The organism is Streptomyces sp. WAC05292 (genome assembly GCF_003949955.1).
In the GTDB taxonomy this organism is placed as follows: Bacteria; Actinomycetota; Actinomycetes; order Streptomycetales; family Streptomycetaceae; genus Streptomyces; species Streptomyces globosus.
In genome coordinates this window covers 1-10,853 of the sequence record NZ_RPSE01000203.1, presented here as the reverse complement: position 1 = coordinate 10,853, position 10,853 = coordinate 1, and the positions used below count along the sequence as shown (strand labels likewise).

General features: G+C 74.4%; 14 protein-coding genes. 8 read left to right on the top strand and 6 right to left on the bottom strand.

All coding sequences use genetic code 11. The features are described from left to right. Nucleotides 1–15: 15 nt before the first annotated feature. On the bottom strand, nt 16–621 hold the full coding sequence (locus EF903_RS34175; RefSeq protein ID WP_185902737.1) for a hypothetical protein: 606 nt from the start codon (nt 619–621) through the stop codon (nt 16–18). Nucleotides 622–884: 263 nt separating this feature from the next. Here EF903_RS34175 and EF903_RS20410 point away from each other — a divergent pair, with 263 nt between their 5' ends. Genes EF903_RS20410 through EF903_RS20395 form a run of 4 tightly spaced genes read left to right on the top strand, consistent with a single transcriptional unit; the run spans nt 885 to nt 3,961 of the window. After that, nucleotides 885–1,532, top strand: coding sequence for a HemK2/MTQ2 family protein methyltransferase (locus EF903_RS20410; RefSeq protein ID WP_125545225.1), 648 nt, complete (start codon nt 885–887; stop codon nt 1,530–1,532). After that, nucleotides 1,516–1,722, top strand: coding sequence for a CDGSH iron-sulfur domain-containing protein (locus tag EF903_RS20405; protein WP_114056513.1), 207 nt, complete (start codon nt 1,516–1,518; stop codon nt 1,720–1,722). Before EF903_RS20410 ends, EF903_RS20405 begins: the two co-directional genes overlap by 17 nt. Continuing rightward, complete coding sequence (locus tag EF903_RS20400) at nt 1,719–2,786, top strand: iron-containing redox enzyme family protein (RefSeq protein WP_185902736.1); 1,068 nt, start codon at nt 1,719–1,721, stop codon at nt 2,784–2,786. The genes EF903_RS20405 and EF903_RS20400 overlap by 4 nt, the downstream gene beginning before the upstream one ends. Further along, nucleotides 2,774–3,961, top strand: a complete 1,188-nt coding sequence (locus EF903_RS20395; protein WP_125545223.1) for a zinc-dependent alcohol dehydrogenase — start codon at nt 2,774–2,776, stop codon at nt 3,959–3,961. Before EF903_RS20400 ends, EF903_RS20395 begins: the two co-directional genes overlap by 13 nt. Here EF903_RS20395 and EF903_RS20390 read toward each other — a convergent pair. Continuing rightward, nucleotides 3,951–4,976 (bottom strand): saccharopine dehydrogenase NADP-binding domain-containing protein, encoded by a 1,026-nt coding sequence (locus EF903_RS20390; RefSeq protein WP_260615663.1) that lies wholly within the window; start codon nt 4,974–4,976, stop codon nt 3,951–3,953. The two genes, EF903_RS20395 and EF903_RS20390, sit on opposite strands and share 11 nt — an antisense overlap. Nucleotides 4,977–5,050: 74 nt before the next feature. Between EF903_RS20390 and EF903_RS20385 the strand changes: the two genes are divergently transcribed. Both EF903_RS20385 and EF903_RS20380 read left to right on the top strand, forming a co-directional pair. After that, a complete protein-coding gene (locus tag EF903_RS20385) occupies nt 5,051–5,665 on the top strand; it encodes a TetR/AcrR family transcriptional regulator (RefSeq protein WP_260615661.1) in 615 nt (204 codons plus the stop codon). A gap of 125 nt (nt 5,666–5,790) precedes the next feature. After that, nucleotides 5,791–6,042 (top strand): hypothetical protein, encoded by a 252-nt coding sequence (locus EF903_RS20380; RefSeq protein WP_125545219.1) that lies wholly within the window; start codon nt 5,791–5,793, stop codon nt 6,040–6,042. A 238-nt stretch (nt 6,043–6,280) separates the two neighbouring features. Here the strand turns inward: EF903_RS20380 and EF903_RS35330 are convergent, their stop codons facing one another. Then, a complete protein-coding gene (locus EF903_RS35330; protein ID WP_260615660.1) occupies nt 6,281–6,415 on the bottom strand; it encodes a hypothetical protein in 135 nt (44 codons plus the stop codon). Between the two features lie 88 nt (nt 6,416–6,503). Here EF903_RS35330 and EF903_RS20375 point away from each other — a divergent pair, with 88 nt between their 5' ends. Next, nucleotides 6,504–7,967, top strand: coding sequence for an amino acid permease (locus EF903_RS20375; protein WP_125545217.1), 1,464 nt, complete (start codon nt 6,504–6,506; stop codon nt 7,965–7,967). 200 nt (nt 7,968–8,167) lie between these two features. Continuing rightward, nucleotides 8,168–8,419 carry an EF-hand domain-containing protein gene (locus tag EF903_RS20370; RefSeq protein ID WP_114056518.1) on the top strand — a complete coding sequence of 84 codons (252 nt, stop codon included), beginning with the start codon at nt 8,168–8,170 and terminating at the stop codon, nt 8,417–8,419. Between the two features lie 5 nt (nt 8,420–8,424). Here EF903_RS20370 and EF903_RS20365 read toward each other — a convergent pair whose 3' ends face one another. The 3 genes from EF903_RS20365 to EF903_RS20355 all read right to left on the bottom strand — a co-directional run bounded on the left by EF903_RS20365 (nt 8,425) and on the right by EF903_RS20355 (nt 10,234). Then, nucleotides 8,425–8,712: a carboxypeptidase-like regulatory domain-containing protein gene (locus tag EF903_RS20365; RefSeq protein ID WP_125545215.1), complete on the bottom strand. Its 288-nt coding sequence runs from the start codon at nt 8,710–8,712 to the stop codon at nt 8,425–8,427. Continuing rightward, nucleotides 8,700–9,632 carry a serine protease gene (locus EF903_RS20360; RefSeq protein ID WP_125545213.1) on the bottom strand — a complete coding sequence of 311 codons (933 nt, stop codon included), beginning with the start codon at nt 9,630–9,632 and terminating at the stop codon, nt 8,700–8,702. Before EF903_RS20360 ends, EF903_RS20365 begins: the two co-directional genes overlap by 13 nt. 170 nt (nt 9,633–9,802) lie before the next feature. Then, the gene (locus EF903_RS20355) at nt 9,803–10,234 is read right to left on the bottom strand and encodes a VOC family protein (protein WP_125545211.1); all 432 of its coding nucleotides are present in this window, start codon (nt 10,232–10,234) and stop codon (nt 9,803–9,805) included. Nucleotides 10,235–10,853: the final 619 nt, after the last annotated feature.

The following is a 10,853-nucleotide window of genomic DNA, read 5'->3' as shown; positions in this document are numbered from 1 at the left end:
GGGTGGGGGTGGGGGTTAGAAGATGCTGCCGCCGCCCTTGCCGCCGGCGCCGCCGAGGCCGCCGAAGATGCCGGAGCCGCCGGAGCCGCCCTTGCCTCCCTTGCCGCCCTGGAAGATGCCGAAGCCGCCGGAGCCGCCCTTGCCGCCGTCGCCGCCCTTGAGGACGCCGTCGCCGCCGCCTCCGCCGCCGCCGCCGTTGCCGCCGACGGCTCCGGTGCCGCCGTTGCCGCCGTTGCCGCCCTTGCCGCCGATGACGCCTTCGCCGCCGCCGCCTCCGCCGCCGCCTCCGCCGCCGGAGAGGACGCCGTTGCCGCCGTTGCCGCCGTTGCCGCCCGCGCCGCCGACGCCGGTGACGCTGCCGCCGCCGGAGCCGCCGGAGCCGCCTCCGCCGCCGACCAGGCCGCCGCCGCCGTCCCCGCCGTCGCCTCCGGCGCCTCCGGCGGCCGGGAGCGCGGAGATCGTGTGGGCGGGCATGGGGGCGGCCGAGGCGGCGGCCGCGGGCAGGAGCACCGAGCCGGTGACGACCGCGGCCGAGGCGGCCAGCGTCGCGAGGCGGATGCCGCGCCGCTTGGGGCGCGTGCTGCTGGTGGGCGTGGTGTTGTTCTGCGTGGTGCGGTTCATGGGAGTCTCCTGCTGTTCGATCCGAAAACCGGATGGAGTGGGGTTTTCCTTCTCGGTGCGGCCCGTGCGGTGAAAGGGGGGTCCCGGTCTGGCGGGGTGTCTCCCTTGCTCCGGTGGGGGGGCGCACCACCAGTAGGCCCGAGACGGCCCACCCCGGACACGTTCCGGAAACTCGGGGCTTGACAGGCCGGAAGCGGCCCGGCTCGGCGAAACCGCGGGGCAGAGCGGGGCATACCGGTCCGGCGGCCGGGCAGCCGCAGCGTATGACCGCACTCGTCCTGCTGCCCGGGGTCTACCGCCCCCAGGCCGACACCCGGCTCCTGGCCCAGGCCCTGAAGGCCGAACCGATAGCGCCGGGGAGCCGCGTCCTGGAAGTGGGCACCGGCAGCGGCGTCCTCGCCCTGCTGGCCGCCGCGCGCGGCGCCGCCGTCACCGCCGTCGACGTGTCGTGGCCGGCCGTGCGGACCGCCCGCCTCAACGCCCACCGGGCCCGGCTGCCCGTGCGCGTGGAGCTGGCCGACGCCGCGACCTGCGCGCCGAGCCGCCGCTTCGACCTCGTCGTCAGCAACCCCCCGTACGTGCCCGCGCGCAGCAGCCGCGGCGCCGGTCCGGCGCTGGCCTGGGACGCCGGAGCCGACGGCCGCGCGGTCGTCGACCGGATCTGCGCGCGGGCCGCGCGGCTGCTGCGGCCCGGCGGCGTCCTGCTGCTGGTGCACTCGGCGCTGTGCGGGGCGGCCACCACCGTGGCGAAACTCCGCGCGGAGGGCCTGGCGGCCCGCATCGTGCTGCGGGCGGACGTCCCCTGGGGGCCCGTCCTGTCGTCCCGCAGGTCGTGGCTGCACGAGCGCGGCCTGGCCCCCGCAACGGCAACGAGGGAGAAACTGGTGGTGATCCGTGCCGAACGCCCCTGAACCCCGCACCCCCCGGCGCGTCCTGGTCGACCCGCACGGGCCGGTCCTCGTCGAGGGCCCCGTCGAGGTCGAGACGCCCGACGGGATCCGGCGCAGCGACCGCTTCATGGTCGCCCTGTGCACCTGCCGGCGCAGCCGGACCCTCCCCTGGTGCGACACCAGCCACCGGCCCCGGGAGCGGCGCCGGTGAGCGCCGCCGGACCCGCGGAGGCCGCCTGGTACGCCGAGCCCCGCGGCGAGGTGTCCGCGGCGCTGGCCGACTGCCTGCGCCACGGCCGCGAGGCGCCGCCGGGCCTGGATCGGGCCGCCGGCGGCCCGGCCGTCGACCCGTGGGGCGACGACCTCCATTTCGCCCTGTACCTGCTGTACGAGCTGCACTACCGGGGACTTGACGGCGTGTCGGACGACCGGGAGTGGGATCCGGGGCTGCTGCGCGTGCGCGCCGCCCTCGAACAGCGCTTCCTGGCCGCCCTCCGGGAGGCCGTGCCGTCGCCGCGGACCGTCGAGGAGTCGTTCGGCCCGCTGCTGACGACCCCCGCCGACCGGTCCGGCGGGGTCAGCGGTCGCATGGCGGAGACCGGCGGGCTGTGGCAGGCCCGCGAGTACGCCGTCCTCCGCTCCCCGTACCACCTGAAGGAGGCCGACCCGCACGCCTGGGCCATCCCGCGGCTGACCGGCCGGGCCAAGGCCGCGTTCGTCGCCATCGAGTACGACGAGTTCGGCGCGGGCCGCGCGGAGGCCGTCCACGCACGGCTGTTCGCCGACCTGATGGAGGACCTCGGCCTGGACGCCGGCTACAACCGCTACCTGCCGGCCGTGCCCGCCGCCGCGCTGGCCACCGTCAACCTGATGTCCCTGTTCGGGCTGCACCGGGCCTGGCGGGCCGCGCTCGTCGGCCATTTCGCCTGCGTGGAGACCACGTCGTCGCCGGGCTCCGCCCGGATGGTCGACGCCCTCACCGCCTGCGGGGCGGGCCCGGCCGCGATCCGCTTCTACGCCGAACACGTCACCGCGGACGCCGTCCACGAGCAGATCGTCCGCCGGGAGGTCATCGGCGGGCTCCTGGAGGAGGATCCGGCGCTGGAGCCGCGGATCGCGTTCGGCTGCGACGCGACGGTCCTGCTGGAGGACCGCCTCGCCGACCACATCCTGACCGCCTGGGCGAACGGGCGCAGCGCGCTGCGGCACCCGCTGCCGCAGCCGGTCGCCGCCCGAGGACCCAGCCCCGAGGAGGAACCGTCATGCGCGCACTGACCTGGCAGGGCCGGGAGGACGTCCGGGTCGTGGACGTCCCCGACCCCCGCATCGAGGAGCCCTCCGACGTCGTGGTCAAGGTGACGTCGACCGGGATCTGCGGCTCCGACCTGCACCTGTATGCCGTCCTCGGCGCATACATCGACCGCGGGGACGTCCTCGGCCACGAGGCGATGGGCGTCGTCGAGGAGACCGGGCCCGAGGTCCGCACCCTGCGCCGGGGCGACCGGGTGGTGGTGCCGTTCAACATCTCCTGCGGCGCCTGCTTCATGTGCGACCAGGGCCTCCAGTCGCAGTGCGAGACCACGCAGGTCCGCGAGTACGGCAAGGGCGCCGCCCTGTTCGGCTACACCAAGCTGTACGGGCAGGTCCCCGGCGGGCAGGCCGAATACCTGCGGGTGCCCTTCGGGGACACCCTGCCGGTGAAGGTTCCGCACGGGCCGCCGGACGAGCGGTTCGTGTATCTCTCCGACGTCCTGCCGACCGCATGGCAGGCCGTGGAGTACGCCGGGGTGCCGAGCGCGGGGACGGTCGCGGTGCTCGGACTCGGCCCCATCGGCCAGATGTGCTGCCGGATCGCCCGGCACCGCGGGGCCCGCCTCGTCATCGGGATCGACCTGGTCGACGAGCGCCTGCAACGGGCCCGCGACCACGGGGCCCACACCCTCGACCTGCGGCAGCAATCGGGGGACGCGCTCGTCGAGGCGGTCCGCGACCTGACCGACGGGCGGGGCACGGACGCCGTCATCGACGCGGTCGGCATGGAGGCCCACGGCAGCAGCGTCGCCGCCCTCGCGCAGAAGGCGACCGCCGTCCTCCCCGACGCGCTGGCCCGGCCGCTGCTGGAGCACGCGGGCATCGACCGCCTGGAGGCCCTGCACACCGCCATCGAACTGGTGCGGCGCGGCGGCACGATCTCGGTGTCCGGGGTCTACGGGGGCGCCGTCGACCCGATGCCGATGCTCACCCTGTTCGACAAGCAGATCCAGCTCCGCATGGGACAGGCCAACGTCCGCGCGTGGACCGACGACATCCTGCCGCTGCTCACCGACGCCGACCCGCTGGGCGTCGAGGGCTTCGCCACGCACGTCCTGCCGCTGGAGGAGGGGCCCGACGCGTACGCCCGATTCCAGGCCAAGAAGGACGGCATGGTCAAAACCCTCCTCACCCCCTGACGGGGCCGCCGCCGGACGCCGTCCGGTGGAGGGTGACGCCGTACCGGGCGAGGGACTCGGGCAGGCGGGCGAACACGGGCAGCTCCTCGATGTGGTGGACGCCTGCCGGCAGCGACCCGCCGAGCAACTCCGCGGTGACGTGGGCTGCCACCAGGCCCGTGACCCGGCTCTGCGCCCGCCCCGTGAGCGCGTACCCGCAGTGGCGGCCGCCGCGGTGGGCGTCGGCCCGCACCGCGAACCGGTCGCCGCCGAGGTGGATGCGGCGGAACGCCCCGTTCAGTACGCGGCGCACCGCAGGTCGGCGGGCGGCCCGCCGCAGCCCGAAGAGGACGGCGGTCAGCGGCCGGGAGTCGAGGCAGAGCCGGGTGGCCACGCGGGGCGTGCCGAGGGTGCGGGGCAGCGTGTACTGGTCGGAGAAGGGGAAGGCGTACGCGGTGCGCGCACCGAACCCGGGCAGGGTCGTGCGCAGCGGCCCGGCGGCTGGGGGTGCGGCGAGGTGGTCGACCGTCCAGCGGACGGCGTCGGCACCATGGCGTTCGCCGCTGCCCAGCAGGACCGTCAGGTCGATCCGCTCGGCACCGCCGACCTCCTCGTGCGCACGCCGGGCGAGGAGGTTCGTCAGCCCGGGGGCCACGCCGACGCTGAGCACGGCGGTCGCCCCCGCTGCCGCCGCCAGGGGGTGCAGGCGGGCGACGCCGTCGAGGAGCCGGCGGGTGGCGCCGATGTCGACGAGGCCGATACCGCGCTCCAGGCAGGCACGGGCGGCGGCCTCGTCGGGAGGCTCCACGCACATCACTGCCGCAGCCACGTCGCCGAGCCCGTCCAGCGTGCGCCCGAAGCCGGCCCGGTCGCCGACGTCGACGGGTACACCGCCGAGCCGGGCGGCCCTCGCGGCGTCGCGGCCGGCGATGACGACGCGGCCGGGGAAGCGGCTTTCGAGGGCGGAGGCGGCCGCGCTGCCGACGGCCCCGTAGCCGCCGACGACCAGGATCCGACCCGATTTCACTGTAGTCATGCTCCAGTGAAACACACTGTAGTGTCACTACAGTCAAAATTCCGCGAGCGGGAGGAGGGGTGTTGGCCGCGCCCATGACCAGGGCCGAGAAGGCCCGCCGCACGCGGCAGCGGATGCTCGACGCCGCCGCAGGACTGTTCACCGGGCAGGGATGGGCCGCCACGAGCGTCGCGGACATCGCCCGCACGGCGGGCGTCGGCGTGCAGACGGTGTACTTCACGTTCGGCAACAAGCGCGCCCTGCTGAAGGAGCTCCTCGACACGGCCGTCGCCGGGGACGCCGACCCCGTGGCGACCCTGGACCGCCCCTGGGCGCGCGAGGTCCTCGCCGAACCCGACCCGGCCGCGCAGCTCGCCCTCCAGGCGGCCGGCGCCCGCCGCATCCTGGAGCGCGCCGCGCCGATCCTGGAGGTCGTCCGCGGCGCGGCGGCCGCGGATCCGGAACTGGCCGTGCTGTGGCAGGCCAACCTCGACCAGCGGCACGCCGTCCAGCACCGGTTCGCGTCCGCCCTCGCGGCCAAGGCCCGCGGCGGGCTCCGCTACGGCCACGACGCGGACTCGGCGGCGGACGCCGCCCTGGCCCTCCTCGGCCCGGAGACCTACGGCCTGCTCGTCAAGCGCCGCGGCTGGACCCCGGACCGCTGGGAGCGGTGGGCGGCGGACAGCCTCGTCCGCCAGCTCCTGCCCTGAGCCGCCGCGGCGGCCGGCGGGACGATGCGGTTTGGGCGGCGCGTACGGGGACAGCCGCCTGGTGGCCACCGGACCGGCACCGGCCGGAGCGAACCGGGTGGAGACCGGCAGAGGAGTGTGCGGCGATGAGCGGTGACAGGCGGCGCGGCGGCATGGACGACGGCGGCATGGACTACAAGGAGCAGGCGCCGGGCAAGGGGCGCGAGGAGCAGGTCGGCGACCACTCGCCGGACGCGGACCCGCCGCATCCGGCCGGAGCACCGCGCGGCAGCGGCGACACGGCCCTGGACCGGAGGCGCAGGGACGAGGCGGCCTCCGGACAGGACGCGGACCGGCGGGGCGGCACCGGGGCCGGGCAGGCGGCGGGGCGGGAGTAGGCGCGCCGACCGCCGGGGCGGACCCCGGGTCCGCCCCTCCGCCCCCGCTCGTCCTTTCTCCTCGTCCTTTCTGCTCGTCCAGCCTGCTCACGGCCGCCGCCGGTCACGTTACGCAGCCGTAACGCAATGGTGCGTGCCGGGCCTGGCACGGGTTGTCCCGATGTCATTCGGTGTTCGCTCAGAGGAGGCTCAGATCCGGATAACGATCGAGTCACCACAGAAGGGCCTTTCGGCCCGGTCACAGGCGAATGACCGGAATGCCCGTGATGCTCGCCACGGTGGTGCGCCGGTCTCCGTGGTACATCTTCACGACCGCCTGCCGGACACCACCCACGTCCGAGCAGGGGCGCTGGAGCCGGCCGATCGCCGGCATGCAACTCCATCAGCATCCGGGGGATCGGAACCCGATCTGCGGCCGAGCGCGGCGCGGATCGGCATGGAGCGGAAAGGCGCACCACAGCATGACCTCGACGCAGGTCGACAAGCACCACGGCGACGGCTCGGCCCAGGGCGACACGCCCGAGGAGGGCTACGAGCGAGGACTCGGCAGCCGCCAGGTCCAGATGATCGCCATCGGCGGCGCCATCGGCGTCGGCCTCTTCCTGGGCGCGGGCGCGAACATCGCGAAGGCCGGGCCCAGCCTCATCCTGATGTACGCCCTCGCAGGCGTCATCGTCTTCTTCATCATGCGAGCGCTCGGCGAGCTGCTCCTCTACCGGCCCGTGTCGGGTTCCTTCGCGGAGTACGCCCGCGAGTTCCTCGGCCCGTTCTTCGGGTTCGCGACGGGCTGGACGTACTGGCTCATGTGGGTGGTCACCGGCATGGCCGAGCTGACCGCCGCGGCGATCTACGTGCACTACTGGTTCCCGCAGGTGCCCCAGTGGGTGACCGCCCTCGTCTTCCTGGTGGTCCTCTACCTCGCCAACCTGATCTCCGTGAAGATCTTCGGCGAGATCGAGTTCTGGTTCTCGATGGTCAAGGTCACCGCCCTCCTCGGCATGATCGTGATCGGCATCGGCGTCATCACGTTCGGGTTCAGCGCGGCCGGCGACACCGCCGCCGTCTCGAACCTGTGGGCCTTCGACGGCATCTTCCCGAAGGGCGTGGGCTCCAGCCTCATGACCCTGCAGGGCGTCATGTTCGCCTACCTGGCCGTCGAGCTCGTCGGCGTCACCGCGGGTGAGTCCGAGAACCCGGAGAAGACCCTCCCCAAGGCCATCAACACCCTGCCGTGGCGCATCATCGTCTTCTACGTCGGTGCCCTCAGCGTGATCCTGATGGTCGTCAAGTGGACCGAGTTCCAGCCCGGCGTCAGCCCGTTCGTGGCGGCCTTCGCCAAGATCGGCATCCCGGCCGGCGCGGCGATCGTCAACTTCGTGGTGCTGACCGCGGCCCTGTCGTCCTGCAACTCCGGCATGTACTCCACCGGCCGCATGCTGCGCGACCTGGCCTCCAACTCCGAGGCCCCGAAGGTCCTCGGCAAGCTCAGCTCGACCAAGACCCCGGCGCTCGGCATCACCCTCTCCGTCGCCCTGATGGGCATCGGCGTCGTCCTGAACTACGTCGTCCCGGAGAAGGCCTTCGGCTACGTGACCTCGGTCGCGACCGCGGCCGGCATCTGGACCTGGATGATGATCCTCGTCAGCCACATCCGCTACCGCCGCGAGGTCGTCGCGGGCCGCCTGCCCGCCTCGTCCTTCCCCGCGCCCGGCGGAACGGTGTGCAGCTGGATCGCCGTCGCGTTCCTCCTGCTGGTCACCTGCATGATCGCCATCGACCCGGACAGCCGCATCTCCCTTTACGTGGGTGCCGGCTGGGCGGTCTGCCTGGCGGTCGGCTGGGCGGTCCTGAAGTCCCGCAACCCGCAGGCCGCCCGGCGCGCCGCGGCGGGCGAGAAGGACCCGGAGCCCGCGGGCCGGTCCTGACCGTCCCGATCGAATCACCCTGACATCCCCCGAGGGGCGTACCGGCCGGCAACGGCCGGTACGCCCTTTTCCGGCTCCGGCCGCCACGGGGCTCCCGTACGGGCAACCCTGCGGCGCGGCACCGCGTCCTCCAGGGCAGGAAGAAGCACGGGACCGCCCGGCCGCGGACACGCGGCGGCACCAGGAAGCAGGACGACGTGATGAGCGACAAGGCACGCACCCTCTTCGACGCGCTGGACCTCGACCGCGACGGCACGCTGACACGGACCGAGGTCATCGCCGCCCTGCGGGCGAAGGGGCCCACGCTCGCCGCGCAGGGCGTCATCCCGGTCTGGGGCGTGGGCGGCGCGGACGACTCCTCGGCCCTCTTCGACGCCGCGGACCAGAACGGCGACCGCGTCCTCACCTTCGAGGAGTTCGCCGCGGTCGTCGACCGCCGCTTCGGCTGGTAGCGGCCTCACTCCGGGCGCAGCTCGACCGGAGGAGCCCCGGCAGGTCCGACGGAGGCGGCCGCCCGGGCTGCCCGCCCGTCCGCGGTCCGGCAGGCGACGGTGTAGACGCCTTCGGCGCCGACCGGGAACGAGAACCCGCCGTCGGGGCCGGTGAGCGCGGCGATGTCCGGAACGGGTCCGGGGCCGTCGGCCAGGTGGACGACGGCGCCCGCCACCGGCGAGCCGTCCGCGTCGACGACGGTGCCGGTGACGAGGCGGACGGCGGGGCCGCCTTCCGGGGTCACGCCTTCCACAGGACCAGGTTGTCGAAGACCGCCTTCGTGATGCGGGTGCCCGAGTTGGTGGTCAGCCCGCCGTACGCGTGGACCGCGATGCCGTACCGGCCGCCGTTGTGGATGCGGTAGACCGCGCTGCCGCTCTGCCCGCCGGCGGTGTCGATGTCGTAGAAGACCTTCAGCGGGTTCACGGAGCTGATCCCGCGGCCGTCGTACCACTGGGTTCCCGGGGGCTGGTCCCCGGGGTAGCCGGAGATGTTGGCGCTCGTCTTGAGCAGGTCGGCGTCGGGCCAGGAGCCGAAGCCGAACCATCCGGTGGTCGCGCCGAGTTCGGTGGGGATGACGATGGCCCCGTAGTCGAAGTTCTCGTCGCCGTCGGTCGTCCAGCCGGTGACGGAACGGAAGTTGGTGCTGGTGACGGCGCCGAACGGCAGGAAGGTGCCGTTCCGGCCGGGCATGACCTGGATGGACTTCACCCACCCGTCGCGGCCCGGCACGCCGCTGTGCTTGATGTGCACGACGTGGCCCGCGGTCACCAGGGTGTGCGGGCCGATGAACCAGCCGGTGCCGATCCACTGCGAGTTGTCGGCCGCGGTGACGAGCAGTGAGGCGTTGACCCGCCAGGGGTAGGCCGCCGTGTCGGTGATCTGGACCCGGTCGTCCGGGCCGTGGACCGTCTCCAGCAGGTCCGGCGGGCCGAAGGAGGCCTCGCCGATGTCCGGCAGCGGCGCGGACGGCGCCGTCCACGCCTCGGCGGGCACGGACTCGGACAGGGCGCGGGTGTGGCCGGCGACCTGCTCCAGCCCGTCGGAGGTGAACGCGGCGGGGCTCCCGCCCTGCGCACCTTCCGACGGGCCTTCGAAGACGGCCTGCTCGGCGGCGGGCGCGGTGAGTTCCACGGGTTGGTTCGAGACAGCGGTGTGCGGACCGTTCGTCATGGCGACTCCCGGGGCTGCGTGGAAGGCGTGGGTGGTGGATGCGTGCGGAGGGGCCCACGACGATGCACCGCGAACGCTCTCCGGAGTCCGGGCCGCGCACCGTCCGGGCGCGCTCCCCCACTTCCATGGAACGCCGATCCCCCGCCGGTCGCCACGCGGCGGGGCGGCGGTCAGCGCTCGGAGAGCTCCGAGGGGGCCTCCTGGACGACCCAGCCGTTGCCGTCGGGGTCGTGGAAGGTCATGAACGAGTTCCAGGTGTCGCCCTTGCCGTCCTCCCAGCCGGACTCGCCGACGTGGCGCACCGGTGAGACGTCGACGCCGCGTGCCACCAGCTCGGCGCGGGCCGCCTCGATGTCCGTGACGCACAGCTGGAGGCCGTGCAGCGTGCCCGGGGCCATCTCCTTCGTGCCGGGCGCCGCGGGCATGCCCCGCAGCATGGCGATCGAGCAGCGCGAGCCGGGCGGGGTCAGCTGGACGATCCGCGTGCCGGGGGCGACCTCGCTGTCGAGGTCGACCTTGAAGCCCGCCTTCTCCGCGTAGAACTCCTTGGCGCGGTCGATGTCGGCGACGGGGACGGGGACGACTTCCAGGGTCCAGTTCACGGCGGGGTGCCTCCTCTGGGCGGGGCCGGCGGTTCCGGCCGGTTCCACGGTCGCACGCGGGCCGCCCGCGCGCGGCGGGACACCACGACGGGCCGGCCGCGCCGCCGCCCGGAGCGGGCCCCCGCCGGAATTCCCCGGGGCCGTGCATTCACCGATATCCGGACCGCACCTCTTTTCGGGGAAAGGTTCGGGCCAAGGTGCAGGGCGCATCTGCCGAAAGCCCCCAAAGGCTGGCTACCATGACGGCGTGACAGCAGCGGGAACCGCCTTTTGCGCGCCGCCGATCCGGGCCCGCCGGATTGCGGCGGCGCCGCTGTGGCTGGTCCTGATGCTGGTCGGATTCCTCTGCGCGCACGGCGGCGGGGAAACCGCGGGTGCCGCACACCACCTCCGGCCCGCCGCCTCATCGGCCGCGGTCTCCGCGCCGGATTCCGAGGCGGCCGGGCCCGTGGCCCGTACCGGGGCGCACCGGGACCGCGTACACGGCGGAGGCGGCTCCGGACACCAGGGCGAGCACTGCGCACCCGGCCGGACGGACGGCGGCGCGGTGCTCGCGGACTGCCCGGACGAGCCCGCCGGGCGGCCGGCCGCCCCCGCGGACTCCGCCGCGGCCCCCACC

Coding starts and splice junctions, on each gene's coding strand:
- EF903_RS34175 (WP_185902737.1), bottom strand. CDS start 621: ATGAACCGCACCACGCAGAACAACACCACGCCCACCAGCAGCACGCGC.
- EF903_RS20410 (WP_125545225.1), top strand. CDS start 885: ATGACCGCACTCGTCCTGCTGCCCGGGGTCTACCGCCCCCAGGCCGAC.
- EF903_RS20395 (WP_125545223.1), top strand. CDS start 2,774: ATGCGCGCACTGACCTGGCAGGGCCGGGAGGACGTCCGGGTCGTGGAC.
- EF903_RS20390 (WP_260615663.1), bottom strand. CDS start 4,976: ATGACTACAGTGAAATCGGGTCGGATCCTGGTCGTCGGCGGCTACGGG.
- EF903_RS20385 (WP_260615661.1), top strand. CDS start 5,051: ATGACCAGGGCCGAGAAGGCCCGCCGCACGCGGCAGCGGATGCTCGAC.
- EF903_RS20380 (WP_125545219.1), top strand. CDS start 5,791: ATGAGCGGTGACAGGCGGCGCGGCGGCATGGACGACGGCGGCATGGAC.
- EF903_RS35330 (WP_260615660.1), bottom strand. CDS start 6,415: ATGCCGGCGATCGGCCGGCTCCAGCGCCCCTGCTCGGACGTGGGTGGT.
- EF903_RS20375 (WP_125545217.1), top strand. CDS start 6,504: ATGACCTCGACGCAGGTCGACAAGCACCACGGCGACGGCTCGGCCCAG.
- EF903_RS20370 (WP_114056518.1), top strand. CDS start 8,168: ATGAGCGACAAGGCACGCACCCTCTTCGACGCGCTGGACCTCGACCGC.
- EF903_RS20360 (WP_125545213.1), bottom strand. CDS start 9,632: ATGACGAACGGTCCGCACACCGCTGTCTCGAACCAACCCGTGGAACTC.